The following is a 21,833-nucleotide window of genomic DNA, read 5'->3' as shown; positions in this document are numbered from 1 at the left end:
TGCATTCAAGGATTAGCTTCTTGCCTTGGATAGCGCCAATGTATCGCGAAGCACGTCGAACACACGGGGTCCGAGTGTCTGCGACACGTTGAACCGCATGAACCCGGTCGCGCCCTGTGACAGGCTGAATACGTTTCCGGGTGCCAGGACGACGCCCCTTTCAAGTGCTGTGCGCGCGACGTCTGCGGCGTCCACACCATCCGGAAGTCGACACCAGAGGAACATACCGGCCTGCGGCTCGAGCCAGGGGACGATCCCCAGATCCTGCAATCTCGCGGAAACCGTTGATCTCGCCTCGGCGAGCCGTGCTTTCATCGTCTCGATATGCTTGCGATAGCTCCCGTCGCTCAAGACATGCAGAACCAATTCCGCCGCAAGCGGTCCGCCGCCGAAGGTAGTTGCGATCTTCAGGTCGAGTAAGCCTTCCACCCATTCCGGTTTGGCGGCCATGAAGCCGCAGCGGGCCGAAGCCGAGAGGGTCTTCGAGAAGCTGCCGATATGGATGACCCGGTCCAGCCCATCAAATGCGGCAAGCCGCGGCGCCGGCACGTTCTCGAAATCGCCGAAGATGTCGTCCTCGATAATGGTGAGGTCGAACTGTTCGGCGAGCTTCAGCAGCCTGTGCGCGACCACGGGCGACAGCACGGCGCCCGTCGGGTTATGGATTGCGGCGTTGGTGATGTAGAGGCGCGGCTGATGCTCCGCGACCGTCCGTGCGAAAGCCTCGATGTCCGGACCCGAAGGCGTATACGGGACGCCCACGATCCTCGCGCGGTGCGCCCGCAACAAGGCATGAAAATTGAAATAGCAGGGATCGTCGACGAGCACCGTGTCGCCGGGTTCAAGAAGGAGGCGGCATAGGAGGTCGATGGCCTGGGTGCCGGACTCCGTAAGCACAATCTGGTCGGGCGAGGCTTCGATCCCGCGTTCCGCCATGCGCCTGGCAATGAGCTGGCGAAGCGGTGGCGAGCCCAGGGGCGAGCCGTAGTCCGCCAATGCCGAACCTCCGGCGCGGGAAAGGAGCCTCAGCGCACGGCGCAACCCGTCCTCAGGCAGCCACGACGGTGGAAGCCAGCCGCAGCCCGGTTTGAGGGCTCCGTCCGCCGCCTCCAGGGATTGTCGAGACACCCAGAACGGGTCCACGGCGCGATCGAGCCTCGTCCCGACATCCGGCAGCGACAGCGGCGCCGCCTGGTTGGCGACATAGAACCCCGAGCCCGGCCGCGACAGGATCGCTCCTTCGCCGACCAAGCGCTCATAGGCATCGACGACCGTGGAAGTCGACACTTTCAATGTTGCCGATAGCCGGCGAACCGACGGCAGCTTCGCGCCCGGTGTCAGGCTGCGGCCGGCGATACGCTGCCTGATCGTCGCCATGACCATCGCCACGCGGGTCATGCCAGTGATTGCCTCTTGGTTCATCCGTACTGCTACCTAGGCCATTACAGTTTGACGAAACTGTATCATGCCGTCTCTGGCAAGGCTACGGGTTGCGGCCGATAAGGGGATGAATGAATGATGGAGTGAAATATGGATCGTACAGCAGCCGGGTGGATCAGCGGCTTTATCGGCATGGTCATCTTCAGCGGGTCGCTGCCGGCCACGCGCGTCGCCGTGATGCAGTTCGATCCGGTATTCCTCACCGTCGCCCGCGCAGCGATCGCCGGCGTTCTGGCGCTGGGACTTCTCGTCATATTCAAGGAGAAGCGTCCGTCGTGGCGCGACACGGTATCACTGGTGGTCGTCGCGCTCGGCGTGGTCGTGGGCTTTCCCTTGCTGACGGCGCTTGCGCTCAAACATGTGACATCGGCGCATTCCGTCGTATTCATCGGCCTACTGCCGCTGGCAACGGCGATCTTTGCGGTCATACGCGGCGGAGAGCGGCCGAAGCCGGCGTTCTGGCTGTTCTCCGCGTTGGGCAGCACCTTGGTCGCCGGCTTCGCCGTGGCGCAAGGGCTGACCGCTTCGCCCACAGGCGATGCGCTGATGCTTGCCGCGATCGTGGTCTGCGGCCTTGGCTATGCCGAGGGAGCAAGGCTTTCGCGAACGCTCGGGGGCTGGCAGGTCATATCCTGGGCTCTCGTGCTGTCGCTGCCGATCATGATACCCGCAGTGCTCATCTATATGCCCGCGACATTCATCGGCATCGAGGCACCGGCGTTCGCTGGCCTCGCCTATGTTTCGCTTTTCAGCATGCTGATCGGCTTCGTCTTCTGGTATCGCGGGCTGGCGCTGGGCGGCATTGCCGCGGTGGGGCAGTTGCAACTGCTGCAGCCGTTTTTCGGACTGGCGCTTGCAGCAACCCTGCTGCATGAACACGTCACCTGGGCAATGCTTGCGGTGACGGTCGCCGTCATTGCCTGCGTGGCCGGGGCTCGCAGGTTTGCCAAATAGGCGGAAGCGGGTTTGCCGCCCCAAAGAGGACCCGCGACGTCAAAGAAAAGGAGCCGCTCTCGCGGCTCCCTTATAATTTTTCGTTCGCAAGCATCCTGTTAGTTGGCCATGCTCATCTTGGGTCTGAACTCGCCAGTCGGTGCTCGATCGAAAATCTGATAAACCTGTGGATTGCGAAGCGGCAGACCGCTTTCATCGCTCACAAGGTTCTGCTCGGAGACGTAGGCGACGTATTCCGTTTCGTCGTTTTCAGCCAACAGATGGTAGAAAGGCTGGTCCTTGGAGGGACGCACTTCCACGGGAATGGCGTTCCACCACTCCTCGGTGTTGGCGAATTCCGGGTCAACGTCAAAGACGACTCCACGAAACGGGAAAACCCGGTGCCGGACGACTTCGCCGATGTTGAATTTTGCGTTGCGTTGTTTCATGGCGCGACTTCCTTTCAGACATCTATTTGGTGATTTTTCCTCCGGAATCAAGATTTTTGCCTGGTTGCTTCGCATCCCTGTCTCATTTCCGTGCCCGCCGACTTGAGACGGTCGGGGTCTCACCTTTCGCGTCTGCGAAAGAGAATGCCCCGGCGAACCGGGACATTCAAGTTGGCCATTAGACCGAGTAGTACATGTCGTACTCGACCGGATGTGGGGTCATTTCGAACCGCATGACTTCCTGCATCTTCAATTCGATGAACGAGTCGATCTGGTCGTCGTCGAAGACGCCGCCAGCGGTCAGGAACTTGCGGTCCTTGTCGAGGCTTTCAAGCGCCTCACGCAGCGAGCCGCAGACCGTCGGGATCTTCTTCAGTTCCTTCGGCGGCAGGTCGTAGAGGTCCTTGTCCATCGGCTTGCCGGGGTGGATCTTGTTCTTGATGCCGTCGAGGCCGGCCATCAACATGGCGGCAAAACCGAGGTAGGGGTTCGCCGTCGGATCCGGGAAGCGGACTTCGACGCGCTTGGCCTTCGGGTTCGAGCCGAACGGAATGCGGCACGAAGCTGAACGGTTGCGGGCTGAGTAAGCCAGCAGAACCGGCGCCTCATAGCCCGGGACAAGACGCTTGTAGGAGTTGGTCGACGGATTGGTGAAGGCGTTGATCGCCTTGGCATGCTTGATCACGCCGCCGATGAAGTACAGGCAGGTCTCGGAAAGGCCGGCATATTCATCGCCCGCGAAGGTCGGCTTGCCGCCCTTCCAGATCGACATATGGACGTGCATGCCCGAGCCGTTGTCGCCGAAGATCGGCTTCGGCATGAAGGTTGCAGTCTTGCCATAGGCGTTGGCGACCTGGTGCACGACGTACTTGTAGATCTGCATCTTGTCGGCGTTGCGCACCAGCGAGTCGAACTTGATGCCGAGCTCGTGCTGGGCAGCCGCCACTTCGTGGTGATGCTTTTCGACGACGACGCCCATTTCGCCGAGAACGGTCAGCATTTCGGAACGCATGTCCTGCAGGCTGTCGATCGGCGGAACCGGGAAGTAGCCGCCCTTGACGCGCGGGCGGTGGCCGAGGTTGCCGGTCTCATACTCGGTGTCGTCGTTGGACGGCAGTTCCGAGGAGTCGAGCTTGAAGCCGGTGTTGTAGGGGTCGGCCTTGTACTTGACGTCGTCGAAGACGAAGAATTCAGCTTCCGGGCCGACAAAGATGGTGTCGCCGATGCCGGACGCCTTGAGGTAGGCTTCCGCCTTCTTGGCGGTGCCGCGCGGATCGCGGTTATAGGCTTCGCCCGAAACCGGGTCGAGGATGTCGCAAAGGATGACCATCGTCGACTGAGCGAAGAAAGGATCCATGTGCACGGTGTCGGTGTCTGGCATGAGCACCATGTCGGACTCGTTGATGGCCTTCCAGCCACTGATCGAGGAGCCGTCGAACATGACGCCGTCCGCGAACATGTCCTCGTCTACGCATGCAATATCCATCGTGACGTGCTGCAGCTTGCCCTTGGGGTCAGTGAAGCGCAGGTCGACGAACTTGACGTCGTTGTCCTTGATTTGCTTCAGAATTTCACTGGCGGTCGTCATAAAAATGCTTCCTTGAATTGGATGACGATTTTTGGAAAACCTTCGCCCGGATCGGACGAGGGCGGGTTAGATGGCGTCAACGCCTGTTTCACCGGTGCGGATTCGAATGACTTCTTCCACATTGGAAACGAAGATCTTGCCGTCGCCGATGCGTCCGGTCTGTGCGGCCTTGCGGATGGCGTCGATGACGGCCTCCGCGTTCTCGTCCGCCAAAACGACTTCGACCTTCACCTTCGGGAGGAAGTCGACGACGTATTCGGCCCCGCGGTAAAGTTCCGTATGGCCCTTCTGGCGACCGAAGCCTTTTGCTTCCGTGACGGTGATCCCCTGCAGGCCGACTTCCTGAAGGGCTTCCTTCACCTCGTCCAGCTTGAAAGGCTTGATGATCGCTTCGATCTTTTTCATGAGAAAATATCTCTCCGCTTCTCCGTTAAAGCAGGGGAGGCCCCGCTCGCCGTAACTAATGCAGGTATCGTGCCAGTTTGCCAGCCACGCGATGAGAAATCGGGCGTTTTCCACCGGATGGCCCGGGTTTCATGGCCAATTTCGTCGCATTTCGCGAAAAATCTGCGAAAAATGATGGAAAAATATCGTGGAAATCACCGATGAACTCGATTTCGGCTTCGAAGCTTGGCGCGACGCGGGCGCGTAGAGCCGATTATAGATTATGCATCTGCATAATATTTTGGCGCGCATCGTGGGCGAGGGGCCGTTGTTTTTCGTGCACATTTCTTGTTCAATGTATGGATCATGTCTCTTCGCGTCGCCGATCTCTTGTTAACCCCTGTAGCCATGGCGGCGGTCGATCGCGACGCCGGCATGTCGGGTATCGATTCTTTCGGATTGATGGAAAAGGCTGGTCGCGCCGTCGCCGCTCTCGCGCTTCGCATCTATCCCGAGGCACTGCGTTTCGTCGTGCTTTGCGGCCCAGGCAACAACGGCGGCGATGGATACGTGGCGGCGCTTGCTCTTCACGAAAGCGGAGCCCATGTGGCCGTTTTCCATTTGGGAGACACCGCCTCTCTAAAGGGAGATGCCGCGCGCGCCTTCGCTGCGTGCCCCGTCTCCGCCGAACCTGTCGAAGCCTACCGGCCGGATGCAGGCGACGTCGTGATCGATGCCATCTTCGGCGCCGGCTTGGCTCGTGCCGTGCCCGCTGCCGTCGCCGACCTAATCGTGCGGATCGAGACCGCGGGTGTGCCGGTCATTGCCGTGGACCTGCCGTCCGGCCTTGACGGGGAGAGCGGTCAAGTGCTCGGCGCTGCCTTTCGCGCCGCGCATACCGTGACCTTCATGACCCGCAAGCCCGGGCACCTGCTGATGCCGGGGCGCGAGCACTGCGGAGTGCTTGAGGTTCACGACATAGGCATACCCGAGAGGATCGTGCGGGCAAATGCCGACGATAGCCTTGCGGAAAACCGACCTGCACGATGGCAAGCAACTGTGCCGACGGCGCATGGCGACACCCATAAATACAAGCGTGGTCACCTCGTGGTTTTCTCAGGGGGCGCAACCGCGACCGGGGCCGCGCGCATGGCCGCGGCGGCGGGCCTCAGGGCAGGCGCCGGTCTCGTCACGCTTGCGTCGCCAGCCGACGCCCTTTCGGTCAACGCGTCGGCATTGACGGCTATCATGCTTCGTACTGTGGAGGACGAGGCGGCGCTCAAGCATTGGCTCGACGATCAGCGTCTATCGAGTTTCGTGCTCGGGCCTGGCTTTGGGACCGGCGAGAAAGCGCGTCGGTTCGCCCTCGCTCTCGCCGATCGCCATCTTGTCCTCGACGCGGACGGTATTACATCCTTTAAAGACGACCCCGAAACGCTGTTCGGGGCCTTCGCCGAGGGATCAACGCGCCTCGTACTCACGCCGCATGAGGGCGAATTCGCCCGGCTGTTTCCGGATATCGCAGCCGACAGCGCTCTTGGCAAAGTGGCGAAGGCCCGCGCGGCAGCCCAGCGCGCGCATGCGGCGATCATCTACAAAGGCGCCGACACGGTGATCGCATCGCCCGACGGTCGTGCACTCATCAACACCAATGCACCGCCCTGGCTCGCGACCGCCGGCTCGGGGGACGTGTTGGCCGGGATCGTCGGAGGATTGCTGGCACAAGGCATGCCCGCCTTCGAGGCGGCGGCAGCTGGCGTCTGGCTGCACGGAGAGGCGGGAAAGACGGCGGGGAAGGGGCTGACGGCCGAGGACCTGCCTCAACATATAACCCCGCTATGACCCGCAAAATTCACTGGCCAACCTCGGCCTGAAGCGCGATTGCCCCGTGCGGTGCGTTGACCTTGCCTTCATGGATCATGAAAGCAAAGACTTCCCGCGGCTCCTTGGACACCTTCCTTGCGCCATCGATCAGCGGTAAATCGTCTGGAACCCCGCCCGCTGCCCAGACCTCCAGGCGGCGAGCCCAGGCCTTGAGGTCGCTCTCGGGGTAGCAGGTCTTGATGTCGTCCGATCCCTTCTGCAGCCGGGCATAGACGAAATCCGCCGTTACATCCGCAACCATAGGGTATTCGTGATGCTCGGCGAGCACCGGCGCCACCTTATATTTCTCAAGGAGTGCGACAAACTCCGGTACCTTGAAAGAATCATGGCGCACCTCGACCACATGCCGCAGCGGCAGACCGTCCTGTTTGGCCGGCAGCAGCTTTAGAAAAGCCTCGAAATCATCGGGATCGAATTTCTTGGTCGGGGCGAACTGCCATAGGATCGGGCCGAGATGGTCGCCGAGTTCAGTGAGCCCCTGGCCGAGAAAACGCTCGATCGACTCTCCGGCTTCAGCCAGCACCCGACGGTTTGTGCTGAAACGGCTCGCCTTTAGCGAAAAAATAAAACCGTCGGGCACATCCGCTGCCCATTTCGCAAAGGTCTCGGGCTTCTGCGAGCTGTGATAGGTGCCGTTGACCTCGATGACCTTCAGCTGACGGCTGGCATAATGAAGCTCGTCCTTCTGCTTCAGGCTATCCGGGTAAAACGTGCCCCGCCACGCCTCGAAGGTCCAGCCGCCGATACCGGTTCGGATTGCGCCGGATTTGGACATGCAGTCTCCTCCTTGAAGTTAGCTAATAGGTTAGCTACCATAATATTCGATGTCGAGAGAAGTTACGATGACGACGGTGACCATTCATAAAGCGAAGACGGAACTCTCCAAGCTCATCGCCCGTGTCGAGGCGGGCGAAGAAATCATTCTGGCGCGTGGCGACAAGCCGGTCGCGCGGCTCGTTCCGATGACGGACACCAAGCCGGTGATCCGAGGTGCTGGAAGTCTCGCACACTTGCTCGGCAAGATACCGGATTCCTTCTTCTTCGACCCGCTTCCCGATGACGAACTTGAAGCCTGGGAAGGCAAATATTCGTTTGACGGTGAAAAATGAGCCTGCTTCTCGACACGCACGTATTGCTTTGGTGGTTGACGGCGGATCCAAGATTGAGCGCAACTGCCAAGGCCGCCGTCGAGAACCCGAATATCGCCCGCTACATCAGTTCCGTCACCGCTTTCGAAATCAGCACGAAGGTCCGCATCGGCAAGCTCGACTTCGCGCACGAAATTGCGGACAAATTCGAACAGATCATGGTCGACGGCGCCTTTCTCGGTCTCGACATCAGTCATCGGCATGCCTTGATGGCCGGCAGAATGCCTGCAAGCCATCGCGATCCATTCGACCGTCTCCTCGCCGCGCAATGCACGCTCGAAAAACTCTCTTTGGTGACAGCGGACAGAGCCTTCAAGGAATTCGAGCTTGATATCATCTGGTAGCGGCAGGCACTTTACTCCGCAGCCACCGCCCGTTTCACCGGTCGCCGCTCCAGCAGATCCTTCAGAAACTGGCCGGTATACGACCGCTTCTCCTTGACGATGTCCTCCGGGGTGCCGGTCGCGACGATCTCGCCGCCGCCGTCGCCGCCTTCGGGGCCGAAGTCGATTACCCAGTCGGCCGTCTTGATGACTTCCAGATTGTGTTCGATCACGACAACGGAATTTCCCTGGTTGACCAGCTCATGCAGCATTTCCAGAAGCTTGGCGACGTCGTGGAAATGCAGGCCGGTGGTGGGCTCGTCCAGAATATATAGGGTGCGGCCCGTCGAGCGCTTTGACAGTTCCTTGGCCAGCTTGACGCGCTGCGCCTCGCCGCCGGAGAGCGTGTTCGCCTGCTGGCCGACCTTGATATAGCCGAGGCCGACGTCCTTCAGCGCCTGCAGCTTGTCGCGCACGGCCGGCACCGCCGCGAAGAAATCGACGCCTTCCTCGACCGTCATGTCGAGCACGTCGGCGATGGACTTCTGCTTGAAGGTGACATCCAGCGTTTCGCGGTTATAGCGCTTGCCGTGGCAGACGTCACAGGTCACGTAGACGTCCGGCAGGAAGTGCATCTCGATCTTGATGACGCCGTCACCCTGGCAGGCTTCGCAGCGACCGCCCTTGACGTTGAAGGAGAAGCGGCCAGGCTGATAACCACGGGCCTTCGCCTCCGGCAGGCCGGCGAACCAATCGCGGATCGGCGTAAAGGCGCCAGTGTAGGTAGCCGGGTTTGAACGCGGTGTGCGGCCGATCGGCGACTGGTCGATATCGATGACCTTGTCGATATGCTCGAACCCATCGATGCGGTCGTGCTCGGCAGGGATCTCGCGAGCGCCCATGACGCGCCGCGCCGCGGACTTATAAAGCGTCTCGATGAGGAACGTGGACTTACCGCCACCTGAAACGCCTGTGACGGCAGTGAAGACGCCGAGCGGTATGGCCGCCGTCACGTTCTTCAGATTATTGCCGCGGGCACCCACGACCTTGATGTCCTTGCCCTTCTTCGGCTTGCGTCGTTGCGCCGGCACCGGCACGCCCAACTCCCCGGAGAGATACTTGCCGGTGATTGACGCCGGGTGCGCCATGATCTCCTGCGGCGTGCCGTGGGCAACGATCTCGCCGCCGTGAATGCCGGCAGCCGGACCGATATCGACCACGTCGTCGGCTGTCAGGATGGCATCCTCGTCGTGCTCGACGACGATCACCGTATTGCCGATGTCACGCAGGTGCTTCAGGGTTTCGAGCAGCCGGGCGTTGTCGCGCTGATGCAGGCCGATCGACGGTTCGTCGAGGACGTAGAGCACGCCCGTCAGCCCTGAACCGATCTGTGAAGCGAGGCGGATGCGCTGGCTCTCGCCGCCCGACAGCGTGCCCGAATTGCGCGACAAGCTGAGATATTCCAGGCCGACATCGTTCAGGAACCGCAAACGCTCGCGGATTTCCTTGAGGATGCGAACCGCGATTTCGTTCTGCTTGGCGCTGAAAGCGCTCGGCAGCGTTTCGAACCAGTCGCGCGCGTGCCGGATCGACATGGCGCAGACCTGGCCGACATGCAGCGAATTGATCTTGACGGCGAGTGCTTCCGGCTTCAGGCGAAAGCCGTTGCAGGCCGGGCAGGGCGCCGCCGACATATAGCGCTCGATCTCCTCGCGCGCCCAGGCCGAATCGGTCTCTTTCCAGCGCCGTTCGAGGTTGGGGATGATGCCTTCGAAATTCTTGTGCGTCGTGTAGGAGCGGGCGCCGTCGGCGTAGTGGAACTCGATCTTGTCCTCGGTGCCCTTGAGGATGACGTCCTTTGCCTTCTCAGGCAGGTCGTTCCAGCGACTGCCGATCTTGAATCCGTAATGTTTTCCAAGCGCTTCCAGCGTCTGGTTATAGTAGGGCGAGGTGGATTTCGCCCAGGGGGCTATCGCGCCATCGCGGAGCGTCCGCTCCGGTTCGGGGACGATCAGCTCCGGGTCGATCTTCTGTTGCGAGCCGAGACCGTCGCAGGTCGGGCAGGCGCCGGCCGGATTGTTGAACGAGAAGAGACGCGGTTCGATCTCGGAAATGGTGAAGCCCGAGACCGGGCAAGCAAACTTTTCGGAAAAGAGCACGCGCTCATGCGTCTCGTTGAGCGACTTGTTGGCTGAACCACCCGCTGCGGTCTCCTCCGGCGGCAGCGGCTTGTCGGCGAATTCGGCAACCGCCAGGCCATCGGCGAGCTTGAGGCAGGTTTCGAGGCTGTCGGCCAGGCGCGCCGACAGATCGGAGCGCACGACCACACGGTCGACGACGATGTCGATGTCATGCTTGTATTTCTTGTCGAGGGTCGGCGCTTCGGCGATTTCATAGAACTGGCCGTCTATCTTGACGCGCTGGAAGCCCTTTTTCATGAGCTCCGCCAGTTCCTTCTTATATTCGCCCTTTCGTCCACGCACGAGCGGCGCAAGGATGTAAAGCCTCGTTCCCTCTTCAAAGTCGAGGATGCGGTCGACCATCTGGCTGATCGTCTGGCTTTCGATTGGCAGACCGGTTGCCGGCGAATAGGGGACGCCGACGCGTGCGAACAGCAGGCGCAGATAGTCGTAGATTTCGGTGACCGTGCCCACAGTCGAGCGCGGATTGCGCGAGGTGGTCTTTTGCTCGATCGAGATCGCCGGCGACAGACCATCGATCTGGTCGACGTCCGGCTTCTGCATCATCTCCAGGAACTGACGGGCATAGGCCGACAGGCTTTCGACATAGCGGCGCTGCCCCTCGGCGTAGATCGTGTCGAAGGCCAGCGAGGATTTTCCGGATCCTGAAAGGCCTGTCATGACGATCAGCTTGTTGCGCGGCAGGTCGAGGTCGATGCCCTTGAGATTGTGTTCACGCGCTCCACGAATGGAGATAGTCTTCAATTCACTCATCGTCTCTAGCCAGGTCCCTTGGATGTCAGCCCTTATTTAGTGATGCGCGGCGGCGAGTCGAGGCTGAAATGTGGGGACGCCTCCAGGTTTTCGATTCTGTTGACAGGATGATAGGCATAAAATAGAACAAATAAAGAACAAAATTCTTTGTGGATGAAATCTGCTTCGATGGCGCCGAACGGCCACAATGGTCTAAGGTGGATGAAAGCAATATCGAGGACCCGGGTGGGTCCGCAAGTAGGGTGAGTGCTATGGCGGGCAGTGTAAACAAGGTAATTCTGATCGGGAACGTGGGCGCGGATCCGGAAATCCGGCGCACGCAGGACGGCCGGCCGATCGCCAATCTGCGGATCGCCACGTCGGAGACCTGGCGTGACCGCAATTCCGGCGAGCGCCGCGAAAAGACGGAATGGCACAACGTCGTCGTCTTCAACGAAGGCCTGACGAAGGTCGTCGAACAATACGTCAAGAAGGGCGCCAAGCTCTACATCGAGGGCCAGCTTCAGACCCGCAAGTGGCAGGACCAGAGCGGCCAGGACCGCTACACGACGGAAATCGTGCTGCAGGGCTTCAACTCGACGCTGACCATGCTCGACGGACGCGGCGAGGGCGGTGGCGACAGCGCCCGCGGCGGACGCGGCGGCAGTGATTTCGGAGGCAGCGCCGGCGGCTATGGCGACGACTACAGCCAGCCCGCGGCATCCTCTCCCAGCCGCGGCGGCGGTGCCCCCGCTGCCGGCAACTTCTCGCGCGACCTCGACGACGACATTCCGTTCTGAGGCTGGAATAAGCCTAGTTTTGTAAATTAGAGCACCGCAAGCCGTTGTTTCAAAAACGGTTTCGCGGTGCTCTTTTTTGTCCGCCGCCTTTCGGCGGACACTACGAGGAGGGGACTGTTGAATTTGTAAACTTAAGGCCCCCCTTCTCCCCAGCATTGCGCGTACGGCGAGATCTCAGAAGATGACGCTGCGGACGAAGCGTGCGGGTATCTCGCGCGGATTGACGTAGGAATAGCTCTGCGCCGTGCTGTAGACGGCGAAGGTGCCGGCGGGGTAGTCGCGGATTTGACCCGAGAGGTCGAGCCGCAGGGTACCCTCGGTCACGTAGATCATTTCGTGCCAGCCCTGCGGATCGGGCTCTGCGTCGTAGCGGTCGCCGGGTCCGAGCGACCACAGCCACATTTGCGCCTCCGCCGTGGCCGGCGCGGCGCCGAGGAGAACGGCGGTGCTGTCTTCGCTCTTGCCGCGCCAGGTGACCTCATTGATGTCGGCGCGCGTTTCCCGCGTCGGGTCGCGCACGAGATCGATGAAGCCGACGCCCATCGCGGCGGCCAGCTTGTCGAGGCTCGAGAGGCTGATATTCGCATCCCCGCCTTCAAGCGCCACGATCATGCGGCGGCTGATGCCGGAAGCCTCGGCAAGCGCCGTCTGGCTGAGGCCTGCGGCCATGCGCAACCGGCGCAGATTGCCGGAAACATGCGCGAGGACGTCGCTGCGTCCTTGACTGTGCAGTATATTGCTCATATCCTTCTTCTAATCTCATTGCTGCCGCCGTTCAACGGCTTTCGACGCATCCGCGTTGGCGGGCCACGAAGGGTTTTATGCGCGACCCGCTGAACGGAGCCTCCGGTGTCTCCGACCGTCCGGCATCGGTGCGGCGAGTTGCCCGGTGTTCGAGAGTCCCAACGTCCTGGAAGGAAGTAGAGATGAAGATCCGCGATTTCGGCGTCGAGATATGGATGAACCGCTACGAGACGACGTGCGAGTGGAACCTCGCCGAGACCTGCGTCGAGTCGCTGACGGTGGCCGAGCTTCTGGAGATCGCCGGCAAGACGGACACCATCCTTTCCGAGCTTCTGCCGTTGAAGCTCACCTATGGCGCCATCGAGGGCAGCGACCGGCTGCGCGGGCTGATTGCCGGTCTCTACGATTGCCAGGCGCTCGACAACGTGACGGTGACCCACGGCGCAATCGGTGCCAATGCGCTGGTGCACGAGACGTTGGTCGAGCCGGGCGACCGGGTGATCTCCGTCCTTCCTACCTACCAGCAGCACTATTCGATCCCTGAAAGCTATGGCGCAGACGTGCAGATCCTCAAGCTCACCGAGGAAAGCGGATTCCTGCCCGATCTCGCCGAACTGCGGCGGCTCGCGACGGCCGGCACGAGGCTGATCGCCATCAACAATCCCAACAATCCGACCGGCGCTCTGATGGACCGCCCCTATCTGGAAAAGATCGTCGAGGTCGCGCGCGCCTGCGGCGCCTGGATCCTGTGCGACGAGGTATATCGTGGCACCGATCAGGAGGGCCAAGGCATGACCGCCTCGATCGCAGACCTCTATGAAAAAGGCATCAGCACCGGCAGCATGTCCAAGACCTACTCGCTGGCCGGCCTGAGGCTCGGCTGGATCGTCGCTCGCAAAGAGCTGATCCATGCGGTGTCCATCCACCGCGACTACAATACGATCAGCGTCGGAATGCTGGACGATCATTTCGCCGCGACAGCGCTGGAAAACCGCGAAAAGATCCTTCAGCGCAGCCAGGGGATCACCCGGACCAACCTCGCCATCCTTTCGGACTTCGTCGAAAACGAACCGCTGATCTCCTGGGTGAAGCCCAAATCCGGCACGACGGCGCTGCTGAAATACCACCTGCCGATGTCTTCCGAAGCCTTCTGCGTCAAGCTGCTGGACCTCACAGGCGTCATGCTGACGCCGGGAAGCGCGATGGACATGGAGGGCTACCTGCGCATTGGCTATGCTAACGGTGAGAGCATCCTGCGCGAAGGGCTGAAGCGCGTTTCGCAGTTCCTGCGCGAGGAACAGGCCGCTGCCGCCTGAGGCCAGTGGACCGAGGCCCAGTATCGCCTCGCTGCGAAACGGATGCAGCCCGGAACACGTCAGTTTCGCGCATGCCCAAGATGGGAAAACCGCCAAAACCCGTATCGCAGGAATGGAGAAGCTTACGATGATTTCCAGTCTCACCGCCGCCCGGCTTTGGTCACAGCAGACGGCGCTCAACGCTTTCAAGCAAGCATCTGAAGGCAGTAGCTCGGGAAACTCATCGTCAAGCAATGCGAGTAGCTCGCTGGCCGATTACCTCTTCACCAGCGACGACGATGGAAGTGACGACGAAACCAGTCTCTCTGATTTGATCAAGTCTTTGCAAGGCCAAGCGACGACTGGCGGGGCGACTGCTGCAGATACGAGCGAGGGCTCCGCAGACGACATCTCCAGCGCGAGCTTTATGAAAGCGCTCCAAGGAAAGCTGGAGAGTTTGAAGGAGAACCCGGATACCAGTGCCATGGCGGAATCCATGCTGGCGGCGCTGAAGGCCGGAACGCTCACTGCGACCGACGTTGTCTCCGGTACGCAGATCAAGGCGTGGGACGTATCCGACAACACGATCAAGCCTTCCGAGCAGACATCGGTCGATCAGACTGACTGGCCGACATTCCTGAAAGAGCATCTGGAGAGGGATAGCACCGCGAAGTATGTGCGCAACGAAGATTCGAGCCACAGGGAGAAGGTGACTGGGGCGAGCGCCTACTTCGGGATGATCGGAGAAACCTACTATTATCTGAGCTGGACGGCACCCGCCGCCACGCCAACCGATGCCGCCCAGTCTTCGGCGGCACCGCTGGATTGATTGTGATCGAGCGACGCGGTGGCGAGAGACTGCCGCGTCACAACGTTTCCTGTCACTGCGGAAATTGGCCAACTCTGACCTCCGCTCCGTCTCGGCATTCACTGCGAGCGGGCCGGTGAGTCTCCGGCATGCAGCTAGTCAGCGTAGGACGAGGAAGCACGCTGGATTAATGCAGCGCATCCATTGCCTTTGCGTCTGGCTTGGCGGCGCAACCCTTGTCGAGGGCGTCGCCCAGTTCGTCTGCAGTGAGCGGGCTCAGCTTGGGGTCGTCTCTCGTGGCCGCGTACAACGCCGCGGCTATGTCGATCATGCCCTGATGCGTGGTCGAATTATAGGCTTTGCAGGTCACCGTAGCAGGATCGAGTGCTGCCGCGCCGAATGCTGACAGCACGAGCATGGCGAAGACGAGCGATAGTGCATGAACGCGAGCCATCTGTCCCTCCATCGTAAAACGCCCCCGACCCGAGGGAGCGAGGGACCAGTATACCAGATCTAGAGCAATTCAGGAAAAGTGTGACGCGGTTTTCCGTCCGGAATTGCGTAAAAACAAACAGATAGAGCGTTTACGTGTTTCGAAGAAGGACGGAAACGCTCTAGCCGTAGATATTTCGCCAAAGCCGGCTTGCCGTTTCGGGCTACCTCAGCTGAACATGCTCGCCTTGACACCGTCGACGACGAATTGGGCGGCCAGTGCCGCCAAGATGACGCCGAGCAGGCGGGTCAGGATGGCGCGCCCGGTCATTCCGAGCAAGCGATCGAGGCGCTCGGCGATCACCAGCGCGGCAGAGAGCAGCAGCAGGTTGGCGGCGAGGACGGCGATCAGCTGGGCGCGATCGACAGTCTCCTTCAGCGAGCCCGCGAGCAGGATCGTCGCCGAGATCGCACCGGGGCCCGCGATCAGCGGCAAGGCGAGGGGGAATACCGCGATATTATGAATATGGTCGCGGGTGATCGCCACCGTGGAGGTCTTTTCCTTGCGGTCGTGGCGCTTCTCGAACACCATCTCGAAGGCGATCCAGAACAACAGGAGGCCGCCAGCGATGCGAAACGCCCCGATCGATATGCCGAGAACACCGAGAACGCTGGCGCCGAAGAGCGCGAATGCGGCGAGAATGCCGAAGGCGATCAGGGAACCTCGCAGCGCCACCTGCTTGCGTTCGGCGCGGTTCATCCCTGTGGTGAGCCCCAGGAAGAGCGGGGCGAGGCCCGGTGGGTCGATCGTTACGAGCAGCGTGGTGAAAGCGTTGATCAGCGTATCCGCGCTCGCCATGTGATCTCCTGAGAAGAAGGGGCCGTGGAAACATGCCATTGTTACGCGAGGAACGAGCTTTCGCAAAGCCCGCCCGCCGCCCAAAGGCGTCTTGCCACAAAAAGATGCGATTTCGAGGCTTTAGAACAGGGCAAAAGCTGTTAAAAGGACGTGGCGAAATTAGCGCGCCAGACGGCTTTCCGCTATAAATTCTGCAGTGATTCTAGAAAAGATTGTGATCCAATTTGACTGAGCAATCCACACCCGGCGGCGGGAAGCTCCCGCCAGGCATCGAGCCGATTTCCATCATAGAGGAGATGCAGCGGTCGTACCTCGACTACGCGATGAGCGTAATCGTGAGCCGCGCCCTTCCGGACGTGCGCGACGGCCTCAAGCCCGTTCACCGGCGGATACTCTTCTCGATGAGCGAGATGGGCATCGACTGGAACAAGAAGTACGTGAAGTCGGCCCGCGTTACCGGTGACGTGATGGGTAAATACCATCCCCACGGTGACGCTGCGATCTATGACGCGCTGGCGCGAATGGCCCAGCATTGGTCGCTGCGCCTGCCGCTGATCGATGGCCAGGGGAATTTCGGCTCGGTCGACGGCGACCCGCCGGCTGCTCAACGCTACACCGAATGCCGTCTCCAGAAGGCCGCGCACTCGCTGCTCGACGACCTGGACAAGGAAACGGTCAACTTCCGCGAGAACTACGACGGCACGCTATCCGAGCCGGTCGTCGTTCCCGCAAAATTCCCGAATCTGCTGGTCAATGGCGCCGGCGGCATTGCTGTCGGCATGGCCACCAACATTCCGCCGCACAATCTGACGGAAGTCATCGACGGCTGCATCGCGCTCATCGACAATCCCGCGATCGAACTTGCCGACGTGATGCAGATCATTCCGGGACCGGACTTCCCGACGGGCGCTAAAATTCTCGGCCGCGCCGGCATCCGCTCGGCCTACGAGACCGGCCGCGGCTCCGTCATCATGCGGGGCGTGGCGGCGATCGAGCCGATGCGCGGCGATCGCGAGCATATCATCATCACCGAGATCCCCTATCAGGTGAACAAGGCGACGATGATCGAGAAGATGGCCGAACTGGTGCGCGACAAGCGTATCGAAGGCATCTCCGACCTGCGCGACGAATCCGACCGCCAGGGCTACCGCGTCGTCGTCGAACTGAAGCGCGACGCCAATGCCGACGTCATTCTGAACCAGCTTTATCGCTATACGCCGCTGCAAACCTCGTTTGGCTGCAACATGGTTGCGCTGAATGGCGGCAAGCCGGAGCAGATGACGCTGCTCGACATGCTGCGCGCCTTCGTGGCGTTCCGCGAGGAAGTCGTCAGCCGCCGCACGAAGTACCTGCTGCGCAAGGCGCGCGACCGCGCGCATGTGTTGGTGGGTCTTGCGATCGCCGTCGCCAATATCGACGAAGTCATCAGCCTCATTCGCCGCGCGCCCGATCCACAGACAGCACGCTCGCAGTTGATGGAGCGCCGCTGGCCGGCGAAGGACGTTGAGGGGCTCATCCGCCTCATCGATGATCCACGCCATCGCATCAACGACGACCTCACCTACAATCTTTCCGAGGAGCAGGCCCGCGCCATCCTCGAGCTGCGTCTGGCACGCCTCACCGCGCTCGGTCGCGACGAGATCGACGAGGAACTCAACAAGATTGGCGAGGAGATCAAGGACTATCTCGACATCCTGTCTTCCCGGCTGCGCATTCAGGCCATCGTCAAGGACGAGCTTATCGCCGTACGCGACGAATTCGGCACGCCTCGCCGCACCGAAATCATCGATGGCGGCCTCGAAATGGACGACGAGGACCTGATCGCCCGTGAAGACATGGTCGTGACGGTATCGCATCTCGGCTATATCAAGCGCGTGCCGCTGACGACCTATCGCGCCCAGCGCCGCGGCGGCAAGGGCCGTTCCGGCATGGCGACGCGAGATGCGGATTTCGTAACCCGACTGTTTGTTGCCAACACCCACACGCCGGTGCTGTTCTTCTCGTCGCACGGCATCGTTTACAAGGAGAAGGTCTGGCGCCTGCCGATCGGAACGCCGCAATCGCGTGGCAAGGCTCTGATCAACATGCTGCCGCTGGAACCGGGCGAACGCATCACCACCATCATGCCATTGCCCGAGGACGAGGATAGCTGGGACAATCTCGACGTCATGTTCTCGACGACGCGCGGAACCGTACGTCGGAACAAGCTTTCGGACTTCGTTCAGGTGAACCGCAACGGCAAGATCGCCATGAAGCTCGAAGATGCTGGCGACGAAATCCTGTCGGTCGAAACCTGCACGGAACACGACGACGTCTTGATGACGACGGCGCTTGGCCAGTGCATCCGCTTCCCGGTCTCCGATGTGCGTGTCTTTGCGGGCCGTAACTCGATCGGCGTGCGCGGCATCAGCATGGCGGACGGCGACCGGATCATCTCGATGACGATCGTCAGCCACGTCGATGCCGAGCCTTGGGAGCGTGCGGCGTACCTGAAGCGCGCCGCCAACGACCGTCGCCTGGCGACAGGCGAGGCGGAGGAGATCTCGCTGGTCGGCGAAGAGGTCACCGAAGAGGGACAGCTGAGCGACGAGCGCTACGAGGACCTGAAGGTACGCGAACAATTCGTGCTGACGGTTTCGGAGAAGGGCTTTGGCAAGCGGTCGTCCACTTACGACTTCCGTATCTCCGGCCGCGGCGGCAAGGGCATCCGCGCCACCGACACCTCAAAGACCAACGAGATCGGCGAACTCGTCGCCGCCTTCCCGGTCGAGGATGGCGACCAGATCATGCTCGTTTCTGATGGCGGCCAGCTCATTCGCGTTCCGGTCGGCGGCATTCGCTTCGCCAGCCGCGCAACGAAGGGCGTGACCATCTTCTCGACCGCCAAGGACGAAAAGGTCGTCTCCGTCGAGCGCATCAACGAGCCGGAAGGCGACGATGAGAGTGCCGAAGCGGATGCGGAGATCGAAAACGATACGCCGGCGACGGAAGAGTAGCGATTTTCATTAGCCGGATCATCATCCAAAACCGGGCGGCGTTGTCGCCCGGCTTTTTGTTTCTGATCGCCTCGGTCTTCGCGGGCGGCCGGATTGGAAATCAGTTTTCTGTAGTTGACTGTGAGGCAAATAAAAAACCGGACGCTGGGGGAGCGCCCGGTTTGAGGTAACCTGAGGCCTTGGGGAGCGCGCTCAGGGTCTGGGGAAAATATGCAATTAAAAGACCTTGCGGTGCCGGTCGACCCGGTTTGCCTCTGCGCTTTCGCGGCGGATGGCGGAGACGGTGGAAGCGACGGACACGACGAACATGGTGCTGATAAGGGCAGTGAGCAACGTCAGAATCGTGAACATCCTGTTTCCTTTCCGGCTCAGATGTTTAGCGTCCTCAATACTGGACAGACGTATATGGCTTGGCGGAAGCGGTAGCGAAGGGGCCATATACCTTCGCTTCCTGGGGCTTGTGGTCATAAAGCGCAAAAGTTGCAGCGAGCATCGCCGAGATCATTGTCATCCAAACCACACTGATCACAGTAATCTTATCGGGCATATTTGAGTTCCTCTTCGCCGCAATCTTTCGACCGCTTGATCCACTAACGCCGCCATTACAAAATGGTTCCGGCGATTTTCAACTGCCGTTTACCAATCTGCGTGTGAAGCGACCTTGAATGGCGCGTTCATCTGGCGTTCAGCTTCGGAGCATTGACGCCTCATCGTCTGGACGATCTCATCCGCGATGCTGGTCTCCTTGATCTCGCAAACAGCGATCCATTCGATCTCATAGTGGTTGCGGAAATGATGAAGGGCGATTTCCAGCGTAACGGCACCGACGATCGCGACCGACAAGACGAGGACCAGCATGGACGAGGGCTCCGGATGTGCCGCGTGGCCTGATCGCCGCGCTGGCTGACTGGGGTCCATACTGCACGTTCAGGCTGAAACGGCCTTGAACACGGCGTTCATCCATGGTTCAGCCGCCCCGGTCCCGTAGTCGCAAATGACTTGCGGCAAGCGCCTTTCCGTGACAAAAGGCGTCGAAAACAACCGGCCGGCAAAGTATGATCACAGCCTTTTATCCGGGATCCTTCGATCCGATGACCAACGGGCATCTCGATGTCCTCGTGCAGTCGTTGAACGTCGCGGGAAAGGTCATCATCGGCATCGGTGTCCACCCTGGAAAGAAGCCGCTCTTTTCTTTCGAGGAGAGGGCGGAACTCATCCGTCGGTCGCTGGCGGACGCACTGCGGGGCAGGGACGACGATATTTCCGTGGTTGCCTTCGACAATCTGGTCGTCGACGCGGCGCGCGCGCATGGCGCGACGCTTCTGGTGCGAGGCCTGCGCGACGGCACCGATCTCGACTACGAAATGCAGATGGCCGGCATGAACCGCCAGATGGCGCCTGATATCCAGACCCTGTTTCTGCCGGCCGGAACGGCGTCGCGGCCCATAACCGCCACATTGGTGCGGCAGATCGCGGCCATGGGCGGCGATGTGAGCGCATTCGTGCCAGCGGCAGTTCTCGCGGCGCTGAAGGCCAAGCTTAACGACTAGAGCAATTCCAGGAAATGTGTGACGCGGTTTTCCGTCCGGAATTGCGTAAATACAGACAGATAGAACGTCTACGTGTTTCGAAGAAAAACGGAAACGGTCTAAGCCGAAGACATTCCAAACGGAGCAACCATGAAACTCATCCAGATCGCGTTTGCCGGGCTTCTGTGCCTTGCCGCCTTTGCAGGCAATGCGTTTGCCGCGGACGACAATACCCTCACGATCCAGCTGAAAGACGGCCCGGTCGTCATCCAGTTGATGCCCGAAGTCGCGCCCAAGCACGTAGCACAGATCAAGGCGCTGGCCGCCAAGGGCGCTTATGACAACGTTGCCTTCCACCGCGTCATCGACGGCTTCATGGCCCAGACCGGCGACGTCAAGTTCGGCAATATGGAAAAAGGCTTCGACCCGGAAAAAGCCGGCACCGGCGGCTCCGATCTGCCTGATATCCAGGCCGAGTTCTCGAAGGTTCCCTTCCAGCGCGGCACGATCGGCATGGCCCGCTCCCAGGATCCGAATTCCGCCAATTCGCAGTTCTTCATCATGTTCGCCGATGGCGACTTCCTGAACGGCCAGTACACGGTTGTCGGCAAGGTCGTCTCCGGCATGGAATTCGTCGATAAGATCAAGCGCGGCGAAGGCCAGAACGGCGAAGTGAGCAAACCGGACCGGATGGTCAAGGTCACCGTCGGCAAGAAGTAAGACTAAAACCCAAGGAGAAAAGAATGGCCGAGATCAAGGATCCCGAAAACACCGTCGTTTTGGAAACCACGAAGGGGAAAGTCGTCATCCAGCTTCTGCCGGAAGTCGCTCCCGACCACGTCGCCCGCGTCAAGGAACTGGCGCGCGAAAAGGCTTATGACGGCGTCGTTTTCCACCGCGTCATCGAAGACTTCATGGCCCAGACCGGCGACGTCCAGTACGGCAAGCAGGGGTCCGATAGCTTCAATCCGGCGCGCGCCGGCATGGGCGGCTCTTCGAAGCCTGACCTGAAGGCCGAATTTTCGGCCACCTCGCACGTGCGCGGCACCTGCTCCATGGCCCGCTCGCAGAGCCCGAATTCGGCCAACTCGCAGTTCTTCATCTGCTTCACCGACGCGCCGTGGCTGAACAAGCAGTATTCTGCCTGGGGTCAGGTCATCGAGGGCATGGACGTCATCGACAAGATCAAGCGCGGCGAGCCGGTTCGCGATCCGGATTCGATCGTCTCGATGCGGGTTGCCGCGGACGTTTGATCGCGGTGGATTTCGAGCCCGCCTTCGCGCTTTCG

23 protein-coding genes are annotated in these 21,833 nt (G+C 60.7%); 11 read left to right on the top strand and 12 right to left on the bottom strand.

Annotation, left to right across the window (positions count from 1 at the left end; translation table 11 throughout):
- Positions 1-12: 12 nt before the first annotated feature.
- On the bottom strand, positions 13-1,422 hold the full coding sequence (locus AB4048_RS01140) for an aminotransferase-like domain-containing protein (protein WP_442200062.1): 1,410 nt from the start codon (positions 1,420-1,422) through the stop codon (positions 13-15).
- A gap of 108 nt (positions 1,423-1,530) precedes the next feature.
- Between AB4048_RS01140 and AB4048_RS01135 the strand changes: the two genes are divergently transcribed.
- Entirely contained in the window at positions 1,531-2,394 is an 864-nt protein-coding gene (locus AB4048_RS01135; RefSeq protein ID WP_442200061.1) for a DMT family transporter, read from the top strand.
- A gap of 98 nt (positions 2,395-2,492) precedes the next feature.
- On the opposite strand, the gene hspQ is transcribed toward AB4048_RS01135, so the two are convergent.
- The 3 genes from hspQ to AB4048_RS01120 form a co-directional block, all read right to left on the bottom strand.
- Positions 2,493-2,822, bottom strand: a complete 330-nt coding sequence (hspQ, locus tag AB4048_RS01130; RefSeq protein ID WP_442200211.1) for a heat shock protein HspQ — start codon at positions 2,820-2,822, stop codon at positions 2,493-2,495.
- Between the two features lie 178 nt (positions 2,823-3,000).
- Complete coding sequence (gene glnA / locus AB4048_RS01125; RefSeq protein ID WP_442200060.1) at positions 3,001-4,410, bottom strand: type I glutamate--ammonia ligase; 1,410 nt, start codon at positions 4,408-4,410, stop codon at positions 3,001-3,003.
- A gap of 66 nt (positions 4,411-4,476) precedes the next feature.
- Positions 4,477-4,815, bottom strand: coding sequence for a P-II family nitrogen regulator (locus AB4048_RS01120; protein WP_442200059.1), 339 nt, complete (start codon positions 4,813-4,815; stop codon positions 4,477-4,479).
- Positions 4,816-5,160: 345 nt separating this feature from the next.
- Between AB4048_RS01120 and AB4048_RS01115 the strand changes: the two genes are divergently transcribed.
- Positions 5,161-6,636, top strand: coding sequence for an NAD(P)H-hydrate dehydratase (locus AB4048_RS01115; RefSeq protein WP_442200058.1), 1,476 nt, complete (start codon positions 5,161-5,163; stop codon positions 6,634-6,636).
- Between the two features lie 10 nt (positions 6,637-6,646).
- Here the strand turns inward: AB4048_RS01115 and AB4048_RS01110 are convergent, their stop codons facing one another.
- Complete coding sequence (locus AB4048_RS01110) at positions 6,647-7,453, bottom strand: DUF72 domain-containing protein (protein WP_442200057.1); 807 nt, start codon at positions 7,451-7,453, stop codon at positions 6,647-6,649.
- A gap of 67 nt (positions 7,454-7,520) precedes the next feature.
- Here AB4048_RS01110 and AB4048_RS01105 point away from each other — a divergent pair, with 67 nt between their 5' ends.
- Positions 7,521-7,787 carry a type II toxin-antitoxin system Phd/YefM family antitoxin gene (locus AB4048_RS01105; RefSeq protein WP_442200056.1) on the top strand — a complete coding sequence of 89 codons (267 nt, stop codon included), beginning with the start codon at positions 7,521-7,523 and terminating at the stop codon, positions 7,785-7,787.
- Positions 7,784-8,170, top strand: a complete 387-nt coding sequence (locus tag AB4048_RS01100) for a type II toxin-antitoxin system VapC family toxin (protein WP_442200055.1) — start codon at positions 7,784-7,786, stop codon at positions 8,168-8,170. The genes AB4048_RS01105 and AB4048_RS01100 overlap by 4 nt, the downstream gene beginning before the upstream one ends.
- An 11-nt stretch (positions 8,171-8,181) precedes the next feature.
- Here AB4048_RS01100 and uvrA read toward each other — a convergent pair whose 3' ends face one another.
- Positions 8,182-11,103, bottom strand: a complete 2,922-nt coding sequence (gene uvrA, locus AB4048_RS01095) for an excinuclease ABC subunit UvrA (RefSeq protein WP_442200054.1) — start codon at positions 11,101-11,103, stop codon at positions 8,182-8,184.
- 251 nt (positions 11,104-11,354) lie between these two features.
- Between uvrA and AB4048_RS01090 the strand changes: the two genes are divergently transcribed.
- Positions 11,355-11,882 (top strand): single-stranded DNA-binding protein, encoded by a 528-nt coding sequence (locus AB4048_RS01090; protein WP_442200053.1) that lies wholly within the window; start codon positions 11,355-11,357, stop codon positions 11,880-11,882.
- Positions 11,883-12,056: 174 nt separating this feature from the next.
- Here the strand turns inward: AB4048_RS01090 and AB4048_RS01085 are convergent, their stop codons facing one another.
- A complete protein-coding gene (locus AB4048_RS01085; RefSeq protein WP_442200052.1) occupies positions 12,057-12,626 on the bottom strand; it encodes a helix-turn-helix domain-containing protein in 570 nt (189 codons plus the stop codon).
- Positions 12,627-12,808: 182 nt separating this feature from the next.
- Between AB4048_RS01085 and AB4048_RS01080 the strand changes: the two genes are divergently transcribed.
- Positions 12,809-13,942 (top strand): aminotransferase, encoded by a 1,134-nt coding sequence (locus AB4048_RS01080; RefSeq protein WP_442200051.1) that lies wholly within the window; start codon positions 12,809-12,811, stop codon positions 13,940-13,942.
- A 127-nt stretch (positions 13,943-14,069) separates the two neighbouring features.
- Positions 14,070-14,750: a hypothetical protein gene (locus AB4048_RS01075; protein ID WP_442200050.1), complete on the top strand. Its 681-nt coding sequence runs from the start codon at positions 14,070-14,072 to the stop codon at positions 14,748-14,750.
- Between the two features lie 166 nt (positions 14,751-14,916).
- On the opposite strand, the gene AB4048_RS01070 is transcribed toward AB4048_RS01075, so the two are convergent.
- Together AB4048_RS01070 and AB4048_RS01065 are read right to left on the bottom strand one after the other, a co-directional pair.
- Entirely contained in the window at positions 14,917-15,183 is a 267-nt protein-coding gene (locus AB4048_RS01070; protein ID WP_442200049.1) for a hypothetical protein, read from the bottom strand.
- A 207-nt stretch (positions 15,184-15,390) separates the two neighbouring features.
- The gene (locus tag AB4048_RS01065; RefSeq protein ID WP_442200048.1) at positions 15,391-16,020 is read right to left on the bottom strand and encodes a MarC family protein; all 630 of its coding nucleotides are present in this window, start codon (positions 16,018-16,020) and stop codon (positions 15,391-15,393) included.
- Positions 16,021-16,244: 224 nt separating this feature from the next.
- Here AB4048_RS01065 and gyrA point away from each other — a divergent pair, with 224 nt between their 5' ends.
- Positions 16,245-19,016, top strand: a complete 2,772-nt coding sequence (gene gyrA, locus AB4048_RS01060) for a DNA gyrase subunit A (protein WP_442200047.1) — start codon at positions 16,245-16,247, stop codon at positions 19,014-19,016.
- Positions 19,017-19,232: 216 nt separating this feature from the next.
- On the opposite strand, the gene AB4048_RS01055 is transcribed toward gyrA, so the two are convergent.
- From AB4048_RS01055 to AB4048_RS01045, 3 genes are all read right to left on the bottom strand, one after another.
- Positions 19,233-19,367, bottom strand: coding sequence for a hypothetical protein (locus AB4048_RS01055; protein ID WP_442200046.1), 135 nt, complete (start codon positions 19,365-19,367; stop codon positions 19,233-19,235).
- Positions 19,368-19,401: 34 nt separating this feature from the next.
- A complete protein-coding gene (locus AB4048_RS01050; protein WP_442200045.1) occupies positions 19,402-19,563 on the bottom strand; it encodes a hypothetical protein in 162 nt (53 codons plus the stop codon).
- 89 nt (positions 19,564-19,652) lie between these two features.
- A complete protein-coding gene (locus AB4048_RS01045) occupies positions 19,653-19,874 on the bottom strand; it encodes a hypothetical protein (RefSeq protein WP_442200044.1) in 222 nt (73 codons plus the stop codon).
- Between the two features lie 197 nt (positions 19,875-20,071).
- Here AB4048_RS01045 and coaD point away from each other — a divergent pair, with 197 nt between their 5' ends.
- The 3 genes from coaD to AB4048_RS01030 all read left to right on the top strand — a co-directional run bounded on the left by coaD (position 20,072) and on the right by AB4048_RS01030 (position 21,798).
- Entirely contained in the window at positions 20,072-20,566 is a 495-nt protein-coding gene (gene coaD, locus AB4048_RS01040) for a pantetheine-phosphate adenylyltransferase (protein WP_442200043.1), read from the top strand.
- A gap of 129 nt (positions 20,567-20,695) precedes the next feature.
- Positions 20,696-21,265, top strand: coding sequence for a peptidylprolyl isomerase (locus AB4048_RS01035; RefSeq protein ID WP_442200042.1), 570 nt, complete (start codon positions 20,696-20,698; stop codon positions 21,263-21,265).
- A gap of 23 nt (positions 21,266-21,288) precedes the next feature.
- Positions 21,289-21,798: a peptidylprolyl isomerase gene (locus AB4048_RS01030; RefSeq protein ID WP_442200041.1), complete on the top strand. Its 510-nt coding sequence runs from the start codon at positions 21,289-21,291 to the stop codon at positions 21,796-21,798.
- Positions 21,799-21,833 lie beyond the last annotated feature (35 nt).

This window comes from Rhizobium sp. RAF56 (assembly GCF_052113965.1).
Lineage (GTDB): Bacteria > Pseudomonadota > Alphaproteobacteria > Rhizobiales > Rhizobiaceae > Rhizobium.
Note: the sequence above shows the minus strand (reverse complement) of the source record. Positions and strands in the feature narration are given on the sequence as shown.